Genomic DNA, 17966 nt, shown 5'->3' on the forward strand with positions numbered 1-17966 from the left:
AACACGGACGCGGCCGACTGGAGGTATCGGCCGCGTCCGTCCCATCCGGGCGGGATGGTGTCGTTAGGCAGGGATGTTGGTGTTCCGCCTCACCTCCTCATACGCAGCGATACGACGGGCGGTTCAGTTGGCACAGGTGTAGCCGGAAGGGACGGCCGTGTTGCCGCTCGGACGGCTGGCCTGCACCCCGAAACTGGTGCCGGCGTTCGGCGCGAGCGAGCCGTTGTAGCTCAGGTTCTTGGCCGTCACGGTCTGGCCGCTGACCGTCACCGCGGCGTTCCAGGAGCCGGTGACCGTGTGCCCGGCGGGCAGCGTGAAGGTCACCGTCCAGCTCGGCTTGGTCGAGGTGCTGGTGTTGGTCACGGTCACGGGCTGCAGCACGTACCCGGTGCTCCACTGGCTCTGTACGGTGCCCGCGGCCGTGCAGCCGCCACCGCTCCCGCCGCTCAGCGTGGTGAACGACGCCGTCGGCGACGCGGCGGACTGGTTGCCGGCCGCGTCCCTGGCCTTCACGTTGACCTGGTACGTGGTCGCCGCCGACAGCCCGGTCAGTGTGATCGAGTTGGTGGCCGTCGAGCCGAGCGTGGTACCGGTCGAGGTGTAGACGTCGTAGCCGGTCACGCCCACGTTGTCCGTGGAGGCGGTCCAGCTCAGGGTGGCCCCGGACGAGGTGATGCCGGACGCTGAGGGTGTGCCGGGCGCGCTCGGCGGGCTCGTGTCGGTGCTGCCGCCGCCGTAGATCGAGGCCTGCTTGGAGGTCGCGGCGATGCCGTTGGCTCCGTTGAACAGCCGCTGGCCCCAGGAGGTGAGCTGGGTGACGTCGAAGTTGGTGACCTGGTCGAGGTACTCGACGCCGCCGCCGTTACCGCTCCACGACCAGCCGAGGTAGCCGAGGCCGCGGCTCACGGACTGCGCCATGATCGTGTCCTCGTCCGGGTCGCCGTCGGAGTGGTTGAAGCCGAACTCGCCGACGACCAGCGGCAGCCCCGCGGTCTTGAACGCGTCCATGTACGCGTTGATCTCCGCGGCCGTGTCGAAGACCCCGTACATGTGGATGGAGAAGATCGTGTTCTTTGCGGGGTCGCTGTCGAAGACCGTCTTGGCGTTGTCCCGCATGCCGAACTGCCAGTCCTGGCCCCAGTTGGGCGCGTCCACCATCAGCGCGTGCTGGAAGCCGTTGCTGCGCAGCTTCTGGATCGCGGCCGTGGTGGCGGATGCCCAGCCGGGGGTGACGGCGTTGTTGCCGATCGGCTCGTTGCCGATGTTGATGATGACGTAGTCCTCCTGGCCGACCAGGGCGGACTTGACGCTGATCCAGTAGTTGGCGGCCTGGTCGAGGGTGTAGGCGCCGCTCTGCTCGCCGTACCCGGTGGTGTCGTGGTTCTCGAGCACGCAGATGAGCTTGCTCTGCTTGCAGAGCGAGACGACGTTGGCCACGTCGGAGACGGTGTTGGCGGTCCAGCGGCCGCCGCTGAGCACGACCCGGACGGTGTTGGCCTTCAGCGACTTGATGTCGGCGAACGCCTTGGTCTGCGAGGCGTACCAGGTGTGCGCGTGGCTGGTGCCGCGCATGATGAACTCCTGGCCGTTGCCCTCAAGGATCTTCGTGCCGCTGACGTGAATGCCGGTGGCGGCGCTCGCGGGGAGGGCAGGGGCGACGAAGAGGGCGAAGAGGCAGGCCAGCGCGGTGAGCAGTGGTCTCATGTGCTGCCTTTCACTGAGCTGTGGAACCGCCCCCGTCGCTGCTGCGACGGGGGCGGGGTCTTCACTCAGGCGGGGGTGCAGGTGATCGGGGCGGGGACGGTGGATGTGCCGTTGGCGATGAAGCCGAACGTCGTGCCGGCGCCAGGAGCGAGTGCGCCGTTGTAGGCCTCGTTCTTGACGGTGACGGTGGAGCCCGACTGGGTGTGCTTGCCGCCCCAGAGCTGGGTGATCTGGTTCGCCGACGTCCAGGTGACCGTCCAGCCGGTGGTCGCGGCCGTGCCGTTGTTCTTCACCGTCACCTCGGCCTGGAAGGCGCCGCTCCACGAGCTCGTCACCTTGTACGTCGCCGCGCATCCGCCCGTGGGCGGCGGCGTCGTGTTCGTGGTGGTGAACGAGGCGCTGTCGGACGGCGCCGAGGTGTTGCCCGCCGCGTCCCGCGCCACCACGTAGGCGGTGTAGGCCGTTGCAGGGGTGAGCCCGCTCAGGTCAAAGGATGCGCTCGTGGCCGTGCCTACCTTTGTGGACCCCAGGTAGACGTCGTAGCCGCTCACGCCCACGTTGTCCGTGGAGGCGGTCCAGCTCAGCTTGGCGGTCGAGCCCGTGATCCCGGATGCCTCGGGCTTGCCCGGCTTGCTGGGCGCTGTCGTGTCCTGTTCCTCCGGACCCGGGGGCTCACCCCAGATCTTGGTCGCGCCGCTGTAGAGAGTGATGTTCCCGGTCCGCACCGGCGTCGCGCCGGGCGTGGTGGGGATGTTCCGGTACGACCAGTCGTTGGCCGGGTCCCACGTGCCCGAACTGGTGATCCTGAACTGCACCTCTCTGCGGTGCTGCGACTGTCCCGCCGGCGCGATGACCTGGCCGGAGCAGTCGATGTTGACGTAGTACGTGGTGCCGCTCGCCTGGTTCAGCGTGGGCGCCTTGCACTGCGTGTAGGCGGACGACACGGTGATCTGCGAGGCGGTCGTCGTGCCGTCGAGCGTGAAGTAGTAGCGGAAGGAGCCGTCGGACAGGACCCTGGCGGGCCAGGCCGACTGGTTGCGGACGATGGCCTTGATCTCGGTGAAGTTGCTCCCCGAGGCGTTCACGCCCGCCTCGACGAAGAGCTCGGGCCCGTCCGGGGTCTCCTGCGCCGGGAAGCCGGCCGCCGGGGCGCCGCCGTACTCCTTGTAGAGCCTGACCAGCGCGCTGGTGAAGCCGGCGTTGTAGTCGGTGGCGACCTCGTTCATGACGTAGTCGTCGCGCTTGTCGGTGTAGGCGTCGTTCGCGTCGGGCGGGCCGCCGACGAGCGCGCCGTACAGGGTGTGGCGGGTCTGCTCGGGATTGGTGATCTGGTCGGTCCACGAGCCGTGCGCCGTGCGGTGATGGGGGTTCTTCGGCGGGTTGTTGCCGAACCCGATCATGTACGAGGAGTTGCGCGGGTTGTCGCCGAGCGCGTAGTTGATCTGCCGTACCGCGAAGTCGTGGTAGCGGGCCTTACGCGTGGCGTCGGTGATGGTGTCGCTGTGCACGAGCGCCGCGAACGAGGTGTTGGCCGCGTACCGCAGCGAGCCCCACCGGTCCAGCACGGCCTCGCCGCCCGGCGAGTAGGCCACCTTGGAGCCGTTCACGCCGACCGTCCACCAGTCGAGCCAGCGGTTGGCGTCGTCCAGGTACTTCTGCTTGCCGGTCAGCTTGTACAGCAGCACGTACGCGCCGTAGGACTTGTCGTCCCACGCGATCGTCCACTTGTACGACTTGGTGGTGGTCTGTGGCTCGCTGCCCAGGCTGTCGTAGCCGGTCTCGGCCTTGGCCAGATAGGAAGCGTCGTTCGTGGCCCGGTAGAGCCAGATCGCGCCCCAGACCAGCTCGTCGTTGTAGCCGCTCCACGAGTTGTAGTAGCCCTGGGCGTCAGTGATGCAGTCGCTGTACTTCTTCCTGACGGTGTCGGCGAAGGAGTACAGCTGCTTGGCGTGCGTCAGCAGCGTGTCAGCATAAGTCGGATTTGTCGGGCGGAAGACCATCGACGAGGCCGCCATCGCGGCTGCCGTCTCGCCCGCCAGGTCCGACCCTCCGCACGAGGCGTCGATCTTGTACGCGGGCCGCGACATCTGCATGGCCTCGGCCGGGCCCCACCAGGCGTGGTCCGTGCCGCCGTTGCCGACCTGCCCGTAGAGGACGTTCGGCGACGGGTGGGCCTTGATGAAGTAGTCGTTGACGTACTTGAGGTTGTTGAGCAGGTGCGTGAGCTGGCCGGAAGAGGAGTAGGCGTCGCGGTACTCGACCGCGCCCCAGGCCAGCATCGTGGTGGAGAACGCCATCGGAAGGCCGAACTTGACGTGGTCGCCCGCGTCGTACCAGCCGCCCGTGAGGTCCACGCCCACGTCCTTGCCGTCGTTCATGCCGGAGTCCCCGCGCCAGGAGACGCGGTTCCAGCTCGGCAGGTCGCCGGACTGCTGGGCCTCGTAGAACCACAGCGCTTTCTGCAGCGCCTCGCCGTAGGCGAAGGCCGGTGCGGCGGCGGCGTGGGCCGCCGGCCCCGCCCCTGTGAAACACAGGGGCAGGACCAGCGACGCCACGGCGATCAGTGCCTTTCTCATGGGAAGAGCCGTCCGTACTCGGCCAGGGCGACGGCGACGTCCACCTGCGCCCAGAACCGGTGATAGTTGAAGACGGGCGCGGGGCCGGTGCCGTTGATGTAGGCGTTGACCTTCGCCCAGTCGGGGTCATTCTTGTAGAAGGACCTGATCGAGATGAACGTCGAGCTGGAGTTGATGGTGTCGCCGTTGGGCATCTTGCCGCTCCAGCCGGACGGCACGTAGACCGGGTCGGCTATGCGCTTGTAGTCGGTCTTGGTCTCGGGGACCGACACGCCCTTGGCGTCGCGGTACTTCCACACGCCGTCGAGCAGTGACTTGGCCATGTTCTTGGCCGCCGTGTTGTTCGCCTTGGCCGCGTAGTACATGAGCGCCTTGGCGTACGCGCCCGCCACACCCACGTCATTCGTGTAGTCGGCGACCGTCACGTGCAGGCCGGGGTTGGCCGGGGGCATCCCGGAGGTGGCGGTGAAGTCGCCCACGGGCTGACCGGTCCACTTCAGCGTGGACGGGATCTGGTACGAGCCGTCCGCGTTGATCGTGGTGTTGGCCATCGCCCAGGTGACCCACTTGTCGAGCAGCGCCTTCGCGTCGGCGTTGCCCGAGGCGTAGTACAGCTCGGCGACCCGCTCCATGGTCCACGCCTGGAAGCCGAACCACTGGTTCGACGGCGGGTCATGGTAGACGGGCTGCCAGTCGTAGGTCAGGCCGTGGAACTTGGGCAGGCCGGCCGGCGGCGTCGCGTAGTGGCCTTCCCAGCTGTTGGTCGCGCCACCGGCGATGGCGCCCTCGGCCGACTGCAGCCAGCCGTAGAACTGCAGCTGCCGGGTGAGGCTGGTGCTCCAGTCGGTCACCGCGGTGCTGCCCTTGGGCTTCAGCTCGGCCACGTTCGCCAGCGCCCAGGCCGCGAGCGGGTTCTGGTAGCCGGAGTGGTTGTGGCTCGAGCCGATGCGCCACGCCCAGCCGGCGTTTGAGTCGGTTGCCCCGCCCCAGGCGTAGTACCAGCTCAGCAGGTAGTTGGAGGCGTCCTTGCCAGTGCCCGCCGCGCACGAGGGGCTCGTGCAGCCGGGCTTCTTGAAGTACTTGTCGTACATCGCGTAGCGCAGGTAGTCGCCCATCTTCGCGGCCTTGGTGACCGACGCGGAGATCTGCGAATCCTTGCCCTGGGCCTTGGCCCACGTCTCCGCCCAGTACGCGGCCTGCACGGCGCGCGCGTCGGCGTCGGGGGCGTTGGTGTACTTCCACTGCTTGGCGTAGGAGCTGTCCTTCACGAACAGGTCCAGGAAGCCGTTGGTGCCACCGTGCTTGAACGTGTCGCAGGACGGCTGCGGGATGGTCTCGAAGACCGACTCCTCGGGACCGCGCTGGTAGGTGTTGATGTAGGCGGGCTTGGTGGTGCCGTCGCCGCAGCGGCCGAAGCCGTAGGTGTTGTCGACGTCCAGCAGCCAGTGCATGCCGTAGATGTCACGGGTGCCGTACGCGCTCTGCAACTCGCCCGCGATCGGATCCTGGCCCACGGACACGCCGCTGTCGAGCGCCGCCGGGTAGCTGCTGATCGTGTTCGACTCCGGCGCGTACGTGGCCGGCTTGGACGGCGTGTAGAAGGAGTTCGTCGGCTGGTCGGCCGTGGCCGGGATGATGTACTTCTCCATCGAGGCCCACGCGTTGTTGAACTTCGACCAGTCGCCGGTGGCCTGCCCGTACGCCGCCTCCAGCCACAGGTAGTAGCTGTAGGCCTCGGACGTGGTCTCGTGCCCCTGATCCGGCGCCTCGACCATGAACGTCTCGATCGAGTGGTAGGGCACGCCCTCGGGCGAGAAGTAGCCGTTGGCCGGGTCGTGGATCTCGTTGTACATCTCGACGAAGCGCTGGACGTACGTGTTGTCGCCGCCGACGTCGTCGTCCGCCTCGGTGGCGGTCACGTCCACCGCCGTGTAGCCGGTGGCGCTCACCCTGAACACGCCCGAGCCGGCGGTCGTGTCGGAGTCGTTGGCCGCCGCCAGCGTGACGTTCTGGGCGGTGTTCCAGTTGGACGGCGTGAAGGTCAGGCTGGCGCCGCCGGAGACCGTGAGGTCGGTGTCGCCGCTGGCACGCGCCGTGGTGACGGTCACGTTGGCCGAGGGCGCCTGCGACAGCTTCACCCCGAAGCTCGCGGTCCCCGCCTCGGGTACGGACAGGGTCGTCGGGCTCACCACGAGCGCGGGGCCCGTGTTCTGGGAGACCGTGATGCCGACCGGCGACGAGGTGGTGGTCGCGCCGCCGTTGTCGGTGGCCTTCGCGGTGATCGAGTAGCTGCCGGCCGCCACGTTCGTCCAGCTGTAGCTGTACGGCGCCGAGGTGTCGGTGCCGAGCAGCGTGGAGCCCTGGTAGAAGTCGACCTTCGAGATCGTGCCGTCGGCGTCGGAGGCGTTCGCCGCGATCGGCACGGTGGCCGGCGCGGTGAACGTCTGCCCGGCGGTCGGCGAGGTCAGCGACACGGTGGGCGGGGTGTTGTTCCCAGCGCCGCCACAGGTGGTGCCGTTGACACTGAAGCTGATCGGGTTCGGGTTGCTCCCCGTCCAGGTGCCGTTGAAGCCGATGGAGACCGAGCCGCCGGTGGACAGGCTGCCGTTGTACGACATGTTCGTAGCGGTCACGCGAGTGCCGGACTGGCTCCAGTTGGCGCCCCAGCCGGTGGGGGTGTACTTCTGACCCGTGGTCGGGAAGTCGAAGCCCAGATTCCAAGACGTGATGGGGTCGCCGGTGTTCTTCAACGTGATGCTCGCGGTGAAACCGCCCTGGCCAGGGCTGCTCGTCCACGAGTTGGCCGCGTACGTCACGTCGCACGCCACGGCTGCCTGTGCCGGACTGGCCGCCACGGCCGCGGTCGCGCCCGCCACGAGGACGAGCGTCGTGGCCACGGCGAGCCGCCTCGATAAGCGGGTGAGGAGGGAAGGAGGTCTGTACTTCACGGGGTCTCCATGGGGAGTAGAGGAGTGGGAGCGCTCCCAAACGGGATTGTGGGTGCCCTCCCGCGTATGTCAACGGAATGGCGGTCCGGTAACCCCCGTGTTTCCTCTCACCAGGCTGCCCGGGATGAAAGTTTCATCCGGGTTCCGGGGCATTCAACGAGCATGTGGGGCGGCGGACACCTTTTGGAACGCCGGCCGCTGTACACGGATGCGACCGCGGCAGACCATGGGAGCGCTCCCAGCCCTCTAACACTGGAGATGATCGCTCGTGAGACTCCAACGCGGCCTTCGCAAATGGGCCGTGACCGCGACCGCCGCGAGTGTCGCGGCCCTTGGGCTCGTCGTCGGCCAGAGCACGGCCGCGAACGCCGCGGTCGCCTGCGACGTGACCTACTCTGCCAACTCGTGGACGAGCAGCCCTGGCCAGGGCGGTTTCACCGCGAGCGTCACGTTGAAGAACACCGGAGACCCGATCACGTCGTGGAATCTGGGCTTCGACTTCCCGACCACGGGTCAGAAGTACACCCCCACCGGCTGGGGCGCCAACTGGAGCCAGTCCGGCACTCGCGTGACCGCTACGAACATGTCGTACAACGGCAGCCTGTCCACCGGCGGCTCGGTCTCCATCGGCTTCAACGGCACCTGGACGGGGAGCAACCCGAACCCGACCAGCTTCAGTGTCAACGGCACCACCTGCGGCGGCGGTGGAACCCCGACGACCCCGTCGGTGGTCACCTCGGCCAGCTCGGTCGCGGTGAACGAGGGCGGCACGGCCACGTTCACGGCCAAGCTCTCCTCGGCGCCGTCCGCCAACGTGACCGTCACCACGACGCGGACCACCGGTGACACGGACCTGTCCGTCAGCTCGGGCGGCTCGCTGACCTTCACCCCGTCCAACTGGAACACCGCCCAGACGGTCACCCTGGCCGCGGCCCAGGACTCCGACACCACCGCGGGCACGGCCGCCTTCACCGTCGGCGGCACGGGCGTCACCCCGGCCACTGTCAACGCCACCGAGGTGGACGACGACGCCGTGGTGGAGCAGTCGATCATCGTCACGCCGACCTCGGTGACCGTGCCGGAGGGCTCCACCGCCACGTACACCGTGCGCCTGGCCACCGCGCCGGCCTCGAACGTGACCGTCACCTCGACAGCGGCGAGCAGCGGTGACACCAACATCACCGTCTCCAGCGGCGGCAGCCTCACCTTCACGCCGTCCAACTGGAACACCCCGCAGACGGTCACCCTGGCCGCCGCGGAGGACTCCGACACGGCCAACGGCAGCCGTACCATCACCGTCGCCTCGACCGGCCTGACCTCCAGGACGGTCACCGCCACCGAGGCCGACAACGACGGCGGCACCACCCCCGGCGGCCACGTCGAGAACGCGTACGCCGGCGCCACCGGCTACGTCAACCCCAACTGGAAGGCCAAGGCCCAGGCCGAGCCCGGCGGCTCCGCGGTGGCCAACACCTCCACCGCCGTGTGGCTGGACCGCATCGCGGCCATCGCCGGCTCCTCCTCCGCCATGGGCCTGCGCGCCCACCTGGACGAGGCCGTCAGGCAGGACGCCGCCAACGGCTCCGCGCCGCTGACCGTGCAGTTCGTCATCTACGACCTGCCCAACCGCGACTGCTCGGCGCTGGCCTCCAGCGGCGAGCTGCTCGTCGCCGAGAACGGCCTCAACCGCTACAAGACCGAGTACATCGACCCGATCGCGGCGATCATGAGCGACCCCGCGTACGCGAGCCTGCGCATCGTCACGATCATCGAGCCCGACTCGCTGCCCAACCTGGTCACCAACCTCAGCTTCGCCAAGTGCGCCGAGGCCAACTCGACCGGTGCCTACGTCGACGGCGTCCGCTACGCACTCAACAAGCTGCACGCCATCACCAACGTCTACACCTACATCGACGCCGCCCACCACGCCTGGCTCGGCTGGGACTCGAACTTCAACCCGTCGGTGAACATCTTCTACAACACCGTGTCCGGCGCCACCGCCGGTGTGGACAGCGTGGACGGTTTCATCGTCAACACCGCGAACTACTCCGCGACCACGGAGCCGTACTTCACGATCAACTCGACCGTGAACGGCACGTCGGTCCGCCAGTCCGACTGGGTGGACTGGAACTACTACGTGGACGAGTCGACCTTCGCCACCGCCCTGCGCAGCGCGCTCATCGCCAAGGGCTTCAGGCAGGGCCTCGGCATGCTGATCGACACCTCGCGCAACGGCTGGGGCGGCAGCGCCCGCCCGAGCGGGCCGAGCACGTCAACCGTCCTGAACGACTTCGTCAACCAGTCGCGCACCGACCGCCGGATCCACGCCGGCAACTGGTGCAACCAGAGCGGCGCGGGCCTGGGCGCGCGGCCGACCGCCAACCCCGCGTCCGGGTTCGACGCCTACGTCTGGATCAAGCCTCCGGGCGAGTCGGACGGCGCCAGCACGGACATCCCGAACGACGAGGGCAAGAAGTTCGACCGGATGTGCGACCCGACGTACCACGGCAACAACCTCAACAAGAACAACCTGTCGGGCGCGCTGGCCAACTCGCCGCTGTCCGGGCAGTGGTTCTCGGCGCAGTTCCAGGAGCTGCTCAGGAACGCGTACCCGCCCGTCAACTAGCAACCGACACCGCAGGGGCCCGGACCTTGATCCGAGCCCCTGACACAAGCCCGAGCGACCCGCCTGACCCGGGTCTCTCGGAGGGGCCCGCCTGACCCGGGTCCCTCGGCCAGTCGAAGGGGCCCCGATCTCGGGGCCCCTTCTTCTCTTTCTGGGCCCTGCTATTTCTGCGCCCTGCGCCACTCCGACACGATCTCGTCCACGTCGAACGGCATCAGGTTGAGCGGTGGACCGGACAGCCCCGTCCTGATCGCCTGGCGGATCTTCTTGTTGATCTCCTCGAGGATCTGCCGCACCTCGGTCTCCGACCTGGCCCCGCGCGCCTCGGCCAGCGCCTCCTCCGCCTCCTTGCGCAGCGCCAGCGTGGGCGGCAGGGGCATCGACAGCCCCTCACTCTCGATCTTCTGCTTGATCCACCACATGTCGTCGTGCGGCCGGTCCGGCAGAGGTTTTCCGGCCCCCGGCAGGTCGTCGAACTCCCCGCGCTCCTCCGCCTGGCGAATCTGCCGGTCGATCCAGCTCTCGAACGGCATCCCCAGTGGTTTCCGCTCGGTCAATTGACCTCCTCAGGCCAGATTGTGACTCGGGATCAGCGGGCCACGCCAGCCGAGCATGGCCTCGGTCATGCGTACGGAGGCAAGCGTGGCGGCCACGTCGTGCACCCGCAGGATGCGGGCGCCCTTGACGATGGAGAAGACGTTGGCGGCGATCGTGCCTTCCTTCCGCTCGCCCTGGGGGCGGTCGAGCGTCTCCCCGATGAAGTCCTTGTTGGACAGGGCCACCAGGGTCGGGTATCCGATCGAGGTGATCTCGTCGAGCCGGCGCGTGATCTCGAGCGAGTGGAAGGTGTTCTTGTTGAGGTCGTGGCCGGGGTCGATGATGATCTTGTCTTCCGCGATGCCGGCCTTCAGCGCGTACGCGACCCGCTCGCGCAGGAACGCGGCCACCTCGGAGACGACGTCGGCGTAGCTCGGCCGGAAGACGCGCTTGCCCGGCCCGCCGAGGCTGTGCGTGACGATCACGCTGACCCCGGACTCGGCGGCGAACTCCGCCATGCCGGGCTCGCGCAGGCCGTTGGTGTCGTTGATCACGTCGGCCCCCGCCTCGACGGCTGCCCGCGCCACGTCGGGCCTGTGGGTGTCGACGGAGATGACGGCGTCGGTGGCCTTCCGCACCTCGGCGATCACCGGCGCGACCCGGGCGATCTCCTCGTCCGCGCCGATCTGGGCCTGGGCCGCGCTGAAGGCGAACCCGCCGATGTCCACCCAGTCGGCCCCTTCGTCCACGGCCTTGCACGCGGCCGCGACCGCGCTGTCGAGCTCGAACGTGCTGCCCTGGTCGTGGAAGGAGTTGGGCGTCCTGTTGACGATGGCCATGATGGCGACCTGGCGCGCGAAATCGAACTCCCGCCGCCCGATGCGCCGGACGGGCTTGATCATCCCGGGGGAAGGCGTTTCGCCGCTCACCTTTGTGAGCCTACCTGCCCGTTGCCCAGGCCAGCCGCCCGCCCGGACGCCAGGGGTGCGTCGGTGACACACGGCGCCGGGGCGGGTGTCAGGCTGTGAAGCGGCCGGAGGGGTGGTGGCCGGCGTCCACCCGGATCCGCTTCATGGCCCGATGGGTGGTGCGATGCGGCGCTCGTGGCAGCCGCATGGTGAGCAGAACAGTGGTGCCGCCGGGGCCGGTGTCGAAGTCGGCCATGTCGCACAAGCGGCGGATGAGGAAGATCCCTCTGCCCTCCTGGGACAGGTCGGGCGGCTTGAGATCGGCGTCCACGTACGCGCCGGGGATGCCCGAGCCTCCATCGGTCGTCTCGGAGCGGATCACGCCGTTCACCGTCCACAGCTTGAAGTACCCGTGCCCACCGGCGTGCTCCACGGCGTTGACGACGCTCTCGTGGACGGCCAGCACGAAGTCGTGGAGCCGGGGACCGCTGAGCCCGCAACTCCGGGCCAGCTCGGCCACGGTGCGACGCAGTCTCGTGACGTCGTGGAGGGTGAAGGGCTGGGCCATCAGGGTGCGCATGCACTCCTCCGTGTCGTCCGACACACAGGCCGCGCTTCAGGACCTCGCGTTGTGTCTCCCGTTCCCCGAAGCCGAGGACTTACACACCCCAGGCCTCACATTACGAATGCCCGCGCACACCGGTGGCGAGCTCCTTCACTCGTTCGACCGGTCCGCCGTCGGGAGCGAGCGGCGCGGTTTCCATACCGGCGCCGTCGTGCAGCCCCTCGAGCAGCTCCCGCGTGGCCTCCCACGACGAGTACCGCGGCGTCCAGCCCAGCACCTCCCTGGCCCGGTCGGTCTTCATGACCGGGATCCGCAGGACCAGGTCGAGCAGCCCGGGCGCGGCCGGTATGAGCCTCAGGTGCCAGCCCACCGCCATGATCGCCCTGGCCACGCCCGGCGAGACCGGCACCGTGCGGGCGTCGAGCAGCTTGGCCAGGTCGGGCGGGTCGAGCACGGGCTCCGCGGCGATGTTGAACGCGCCCCGCACCTGCTTGGTGACGGCCAGCCGGTACGCCTCCGCCGCGTCCTCCGCGTGCAGCACCTGCAGCCGCAGGCCGGGGATGTCCGGTACGAACGGGATGCGCCCCGCCCTGATCAGCCGCCGCGGCACGAACGGCCCACCGAACAGCCTGCGCTGCTCGGTCGCCGCCACCCGCTGGAAGACGAACCCGGGCCTCATCCGCACCACGCGGATGCTCGGGTGATCGTGCTCGAAGACGTCGAGCACGCGCTCGACGTAGGCCTTCTCCCGCCCGTACGCGGCCCCCGGCCAGCCGTGCGTGGGCCAGCTCTCATCCACCGGCCGGTCCTTGGGGCCCGGCGAGTACGCTCCCACGGACGAGGCGTGGATCAGCGCGGGCACCCCCGCCTCCGCGGCGGCGCGGAAGACGCGCATGCTGCCCAGCACGTTCGCCCGCCAGGTAGTGGACGGGTGCCTGGTCGGCTGGAACAGCCACGCGAGGTGCACGACCGCGTCCGCCCCGTCGAAGATCCGCGTGAGGTCCGCGGTCGCGATGTCGGCCTGCCGCCAGTCGGTGCGGTCGATCCGCCACCCGGGCAACCGGCGGGCGACCCCGACGATCGAGGTCACGCCGCCGTCCGCGGCCAGCGCGCGCACCACGCTGGTGCCGACGTTCCCGGTAGCTCCAACCACAACGACTCTCATGGAAGCTGCGCTGCCCGCCCTTAGGGCCGGAAAATCCCCGTGACCTGCCAAGTTATGGCTGTAGGAGCATCTTGACCGCTCCGTCCGACTTCTTCTGGAACATCTCATACGCCAGGGGCGCCTGCTCCAGCGGCATCCGGTGAGTGGTGAGGTCCATCACGCCGAGCGGATCGGACTCGTCGGTCACCAGCGGCATCAGCACGCTGGTCCACCGCCTGACATGGACCTGGCCCATGCGCATCGTGATGCCCTTGTCGAACATGCGCAGCATGGGCATGGGATCCGTCATGCCGCCGTAGACGCCGATGACGGAGATGACGCCGCCGCGCCGTACCGAGTCGATGGCCTGGTTGAGCGCGGCCAGCCGGTCGATGCCCGTGTGGGTCATGAGCGGCGCGGCGACCCCGGCCGGCAGCATGCCGGTGAGGGTCTGGGCGAGCTTGGCGGCGGGCGAGCCGTGGGCCTCCATGCCGACCGCGTCGATGACCGAGTCCGTGCCGCGCCCGGAGGTCCGCCGGCGGATCTCCTCGGGTACGTCGGTGACCTCGCTCGCGTCGATGACGTCGATGCCGTGGCGGCGGGCCATCTCAAGGCGCTGCGTGACGCCGTCCACGCCGATCACCCGGTAGCCCAGGTGGCCGGCGATGCGGGCGCACATCTGGCCGATCGGGCCGAGGCCGAAGACGGTGACGCTGCCGCCCTCGGGGATGTCCGCGTAGGCGACGGCCTGCCAGGCGGTCGGCAGCACGTCGGACAGGTACACGAACCGCTCGTCCGGAGGGCCCTCGGGCACCTTGATGGGGCCGAACTGCGCCTCGGGCACGCGCAGGTATTGAGCCTGCCCGCCGGGCACCTGCCCGTAGAGCTTGGTGTAGCCGAACAGCGCGGCGCCCGTGCCCTGCTCGCGCACCTGGGTGGTCTCGCACTGGGCGTAGAGCTCCATGGAGCACATGTGGCAGTGGCCGCAGGAGATGTTGCACGGGATGACCACGCGGTCGCCCGGCTTGATGTTGTCGATCGCGGGGCCGACCTCCTCGACGACGCCCATGGGTTCGTGCCCAAGGATGTCGCCCTCGGCCATGAACGGCCCGAGCACCTCGTACAGGTGCAGGTCGGAGCCGCAGATGCCGGAGCTGGTCACCCTGATGACCGCGTCGTTGGGCTCCTTGATGGCGGGGTCGGGGACCTCCTCGACCCGGACGTCGCGCTTACCGTGCCAGGTGACTGCCTTCATGGTGTCTCCTTACGAAGGGGGCACACAAATGCGGCATACCCCCACATAGCGCATCAAACGGCTCTCGCCGCGAACGCCCTCGCGACCCCGCGTCTCGACACACCCTGCCGTTGGGACTGCTGTGGCAAAAGAAGGCTCCAGCTACAAAAGACACTTTACACGCTGCGTATTGGATGAATAACTATTGGTAGTGAGCGTCTGACAGAAGGAGCCGCGCGGATGCCGGTGAGCTTCACTCAGCACAACGTCGGATCACGTGTTGACCGGCGCCTGGCCGGCTTCCTCGAGATCTGGCGAGCCCCCGTCGACGACCCCGACGTCAAGACGGCGTACCGGTTGCTGGCCGACTTCATCCTCTGCGGCGGCAAGCGCGTCAGGCCGCAGCTGTGTTACTGGGGCTGGCGCGGCGCCGGCGGCGGCGACAGCGAGGAGATCATCACCGCCGCAGCGGCCCTGGAGCTGTGCCACGCCGGTCTGCTCATCCATGACGACATCATGGACGGCAGCGAGGTGCGGCGCGGCCAGACCAGCGTGCACAGGAGCCTGGCGGGGCTGCACCGCGGTCCGGGCGCGGAGGCGTTCGGGCAGGCGGGCGGCATCCTGCTCGGCACGCTCAGCCTGGCCTGGTCCGACACGATGCTGGCGTCGTGCGCGGTGGAGCCTCACCGGCTGCGCGCCGCGCACCATGTGTTCGACGCCATGCGTACCGAGGTCATCAGCGGCCAGTACCTCGACATCCTCGCCCAGCTCCGCTCGGGCGCGAGCGTGGCCGAGGCCCTTACGGTGATCCGGTTCAAGACCGCCAAATACACCGTCGAGCGGCCGCTGCAGATCGGCGGCGCGCTGGCGGGGGCCTCGATGGAGCTGCTGGAGTCGTATTCCCGCTTCGGCCTGCCGCTGGGCGAGGCGTTCCAGCTCCGCGACGACGTGCTCGGCACGTTCGGCTCTGAGCCGGAGACCGGCAAGTCGGCGCTCGACGACCTGCGCGAGGGCAAGCACACGGTGCTCTTCGCGCATGCCGTGCGGAGTGCCTCACCCGCCCAGCTCATCCATCTCAAGAGCTGGCACGGCAACCCGGAGCTGACCGAGGAGCGCGCCGCGGAGGTGCGGGAGATCCTGCGCGACACGGGCGCGCTGGCCGAGGTCGAGGAAATGATCGAAGAACGCGTGCGCGAGGCCGTGACGGCACTGGCCGCGGCGCCGATCGAACCGGAGGCCGCCAAAGCGCTGGCCGTTCTGGCTGACCAGCTCGCGCACCGCACCAAGTAGGGGGTTCCCAGATGGGACGGGTACTTCTCGCGGCCCCGCGCGGCTTCTGCGCGGGCGTCGAACGCGCGATCAGCACCGTGGAAGAGGCGCTGAGACGCTTCGGCGCACCCGTTTACGTGCGCAAACAGATCGTCCACAACACCTACGTGGTCGACGACCTCACCCGGCGCGGCGCGGTCTTCGTCGAGGAACTCGACGAGGTGCCCGACGGATCGCTGGTCGTCTTCTCCGCCCACGGCGTCTCGCCGGCGGTCAAGGATGACGCGGGGCGGCGCGGCCTGCGGACGATCGACGCCACCTGCCCGCTGGTCACGAAGGTCCACAAGGAGGCCGTGCGCATGGCCGAGGCGGGCTACGAGATCGTGCTCATCGGCCATGCCGAGCACGAGGAGGTCGAGGGCACGTACGGCGAGGCCCCCGACCGCATCCACGTCGTGGACCCGGCCCGCCCCGGCGAGGTGTCGGCGAAGGGCCCGGTGAAGGGGCCGGTGAGCTGGCTGTCGCAGACCACGCTGGCCGTGGACGAGACCATGCGGGCCGTCACCGAGCTGCGCAAGCGCTTCCCCGACATGGTCGACCCGCCCAGCGACGACATCTGCTACGCCAGCCAGAACCGCCAGGAGGCGATCACCAGGATCGCCCCGCAGTGCGAGTTGGTCGTCGTCGTCGGCTCGGCCAACTCCTCCAACTCCCGGCGGCTGGTCGAGGTGGCGCTGGGCGCGGGCGCGGACACGGCGTACCTGGTCGACAGGGCCGCCGACGCCGACGAGCGGTGGCTCGACGGCGTGCGGACCGTCGGGGTCAGCTCCGGCGCCTCGGTCCCCGAGCGGCTGGTCGGGGAGTTACTCGACTGGCTCGCCGCCCGCGGATACACCGAGGTGGAGCCGGTGACCCTGGCCGAGGAGACCCGCACGTTCTCGCTTCCGCTCGAAGTCCGATCCACCCGCAAGCCCGGTTAGGTCCCATACCGAGATTGGTGGTGCAGCACGATGACCGAAACGACCAACTCAACAGCCCCTGAGACCCTCAACGGCCACGGACAGCTCAGCCTCAGCACCGAGGCCGCCAGGCAGCTCTCGACCACGACCAAGACGCCGCCGCAGATGCAGGAGATCACCTCGCGCTGGCTGCTGCGGCTGCTGCCGTGGGTGCAATGCTCGGGCGGCGTGTTCAGGGTCAACCGGCGGCTGACCTATGAGCTGGGCGACGGCCGCATCACGTTCAGCAACACCGGCTCGGATGTGCGGGTCATTCCCGCCGAGCTCACCGAGATTCCCATGCTGCGCGGCTATGACGACGCCGAGGTGCTGCAGGCCCTGGCCAACAGCTTCGCGCAGCGTGAGATCGAGGCGGGTGAGGAGATCGTCTCCGAGGGCCGTCCCATTGACCGGCTTGTGCTCATCGCCCACGGCCGTGTGGGCAAGGTGACCCGCGGCGCGTACGGCGACGAGCAGAGCCTCGGAGTCCTGGCCGACGGCGACTACCTCGGCGAGCAGGCGCTCACCGAGGGCGGGCGGTTCGCGTTCACCGCGCGGGCCAGGACGGCCACCACCGTGCTCACCCTGTCCAGGCAGGACTTCGAGCAGTTGGCCGAGCGGTCGCCCACGCTGCGCGAGCACCTGGACCGCTATCGTTCGAGCGAGGAGCACGCCCACAACGACTACGGCGAGGCGGCCATCGACATGGCGTCGGGCCACACCGGAGAGCCCGTGCTGCCCGGCACGTTCGTGGACTACGAGCTGAGCCCGCGTGAGTACGAGCTGAGCGTGGCCCAGACGGTCCTGCGCGTGCACACCCGGGTCTCCGACCTGTACAACCAGCCGATGAGCCAGCTCGACCAGCAGCTCCGCCTCACGATCGAGGCTCTACGCGAGCGGCAGGAGCACGAGCTGATCAACAACAGGGAGTTCGGCCTGCTCCACAACGCCGATCTCAGCCAGCGCATCCGCAGCCGCACGGGCCGGCCGACCCCCGACGACCTCGACGACCTGCTGGCCACCGTGTGGAAGGAGCCGGCGTTCTTCCTGGCGCATCCGCTGGCCATCGCCGCCTTCGGCAGGGAGTGCAGCAAGCGCGGCGTCTACCCGCAGTCCATCGACGCCTTCGGGCACAAGGTGCCGGCCTGGCGGGACATCCCGATCTTCCCGTGCAACAAGATCCCGATCTCGGACACGTACACGACGTCCTTCCTGCTCATGCGCACCGGGCAGGAGAACCAGGGCGTCGTCGGCCTGCACCAGACCGGCATTCCCGACGAGTACCAGCCCAGCCTGTCGGTCCGGTTCATGAACATCAACGAGAAGGCCGTCCTCTCCTACCTGGTCAGCGCCTACTACTCGGCGGCCGTCCTGGTGCCGGACGCGCTCGGCGTGCTGGAGGACGTCGAGGTCGGCAGGAACGGCTGACCGAGGGACCGCACACCTGAGGCCGGCAC

At 68.8% G+C, this 17966-nt stretch carries 12 protein-coding genes; 4 read left to right on the plus strand and 8 right to left on the minus strand.

All coding sequences use genetic code 11. From position 1 onward, the window contains the following. Positions 1 to 123: 123 nt before the first annotated feature. The 3 genes from AB0J09_RS02390 to AB0J09_RS02400 form a co-directional block, all read right to left on the minus strand. Positions 124 to 1704: a cellulase family glycosylhydrolase gene (locus tag AB0J09_RS02390; RefSeq protein WP_360683791.1), complete on the minus strand. Its 1581-nt coding sequence runs from the start codon at positions 1702 to 1704 to the stop codon at positions 124 to 126. A 65-nt stretch (positions 1705 to 1769) separates the two neighbouring features. Continuing rightward, positions 1770 to 4280 (minus strand): glycoside hydrolase family 9 protein, encoded by a 2511-nt coding sequence (locus AB0J09_RS02395; RefSeq protein ID WP_360683794.1) that lies wholly within the window; start codon positions 4278 to 4280, stop codon positions 1770 to 1772. Beyond that, a complete protein-coding gene (locus tag AB0J09_RS02400) occupies positions 4277 to 7228 on the minus strand; it encodes a glycoside hydrolase family 48 protein (RefSeq protein ID WP_360683797.1) in 2952 nt (983 codons plus the stop codon). The genes AB0J09_RS02395 and AB0J09_RS02400 overlap by 4 nt, the downstream gene beginning before the upstream one ends. A 301-nt stretch (positions 7229 to 7529) precedes the next feature. Here AB0J09_RS02400 and AB0J09_RS02405 point away from each other — a divergent pair, with 301 nt between their 5' ends. Next, a complete protein-coding gene (locus AB0J09_RS02405) occupies positions 7530 to 9854 on the plus strand; it encodes a glycoside hydrolase family 6 protein (protein ID WP_360683800.1) in 2325 nt (774 codons plus the stop codon). Between the two features lie 161 nt (positions 9855 to 10015). Here the strand turns inward: AB0J09_RS02405 and AB0J09_RS02410 are convergent, their stop codons facing one another. From AB0J09_RS02410 to AB0J09_RS02430, 5 genes are all read right to left on the minus strand, one after another. Continuing rightward, positions 10016 to 10411, minus strand: coding sequence for a DUF1992 domain-containing protein (locus AB0J09_RS02410; protein WP_360683803.1), 396 nt, complete (start codon positions 10409 to 10411; stop codon positions 10016 to 10018). 9 nt (positions 10412 to 10420) lie between these two features. Then, positions 10421 to 11320: a dihydropteroate synthase gene (folP, locus tag AB0J09_RS02415; RefSeq protein WP_360683806.1), complete on the minus strand. Its 900-nt coding sequence runs from the start codon at positions 11318 to 11320 to the stop codon at positions 10421 to 10423. A gap of 88 nt (positions 11321 to 11408) precedes the next feature. Continuing rightward, a complete protein-coding gene (locus AB0J09_RS02420) occupies positions 11409 to 11879 on the minus strand; it encodes an ATP-binding protein (protein WP_360683809.1) in 471 nt (156 codons plus the stop codon). Positions 11880 to 11979: 100 nt separating this feature from the next. Then, entirely contained in the window at positions 11980 to 13029 is a 1050-nt protein-coding gene (locus AB0J09_RS02425; RefSeq protein WP_360683812.1) for an NAD-dependent epimerase/dehydratase family protein, read from the minus strand. A 52-nt stretch (positions 13030 to 13081) separates the two neighbouring features. Next, positions 13082 to 14263, minus strand: coding sequence for a zinc-dependent alcohol dehydrogenase (locus AB0J09_RS02430; RefSeq protein ID WP_360683815.1), 1182 nt, complete (start codon positions 14261 to 14263; stop codon positions 13082 to 13084). Positions 14264 to 14488: 225 nt separating this feature from the next. Between AB0J09_RS02430 and AB0J09_RS02435 the strand changes: the two genes are divergently transcribed. The 3 genes from AB0J09_RS02435 to AB0J09_RS02445 are packed head-to-tail and all read left to right on the plus strand — an operon-like array spanning position 14489 to position 17937. Beyond that, on the plus strand, positions 14489 to 15532 hold the full coding sequence (locus AB0J09_RS02435) for a polyprenyl synthetase family protein (RefSeq protein WP_360683817.1): 1044 nt from the start codon (positions 14489 to 14491) through the stop codon (positions 15530 to 15532). Between the two features lie 11 nt (positions 15533 to 15543). Next, positions 15544 to 16491 (plus strand): 4-hydroxy-3-methylbut-2-enyl diphosphate reductase, encoded by a 948-nt coding sequence (locus tag AB0J09_RS02440; RefSeq protein ID WP_360683820.1) that lies wholly within the window; start codon positions 15544 to 15546, stop codon positions 16489 to 16491. 30 nt (positions 16492 to 16521) lie between these two features. Further along, positions 16522 to 17937 (plus strand): family 2B encapsulin nanocompartment shell protein, encoded by a 1416-nt coding sequence (locus AB0J09_RS02445; RefSeq protein ID WP_360683822.1) that lies wholly within the window; start codon positions 16522 to 16524, stop codon positions 17935 to 17937. The last annotated feature ends 29 nt before the right edge of the window (positions 17938 to 17966 follow it).

Origin of the sequence: Nonomuraea sp. NPDC049784, assembly GCF_040659615.1 — a bacterium.
In the GTDB taxonomy this organism is placed as follows: domain Bacteria; phylum Actinomycetota; class Actinomycetes; order Streptosporangiales; family Streptosporangiaceae; genus Nonomuraea.

Bases quoted from the DNA above. Each gene is read 5' to 3' on its own strand.
- AB0J09_RS02440 (WP_360683820.1), top strand. From the start codon at position 15,544: ATGGGACGGGTACTTCTCGCGGCCCCGCGCGGCTTCTGCGCGGGCGTC.
- AB0J09_RS02390 (WP_360683791.1), bottom strand. From the start codon at position 1,704: ATGAGACCACTGCTCACCGCGCTGGCCTGCCTCTTCGCCCTCTTCGTC.
- AB0J09_RS02395 (WP_360683794.1), bottom strand. From the start codon at position 4,280: ATGAGAAAGGCACTGATCGCCGTGGCGTCGCTGGTCCTGCCCCTGTGT.
- AB0J09_RS02420 (WP_360683809.1), bottom strand. From the start codon at position 11,879: ATGCGCACCCTGATGGCCCAGCCCTTCACCCTCCACGACGTCACGAGA.
- AB0J09_RS02445 (WP_360683822.1), top strand. From the start codon at position 16,522: ATGACCGAAACGACCAACTCAACAGCCCCTGAGACCCTCAACGGCCAC.
- AB0J09_RS02425 (WP_360683812.1), bottom strand. From the start codon at position 13,029: ATGAGAGTCGTTGTGGTTGGAGCTACCGGGAACGTCGGCACCAGCGTG.
- AB0J09_RS02430 (WP_360683815.1), bottom strand. From the start codon at position 14,263: ATGAAGGCAGTCACCTGGCACGGTAAGCGCGACGTCCGGGTCGAGGAG.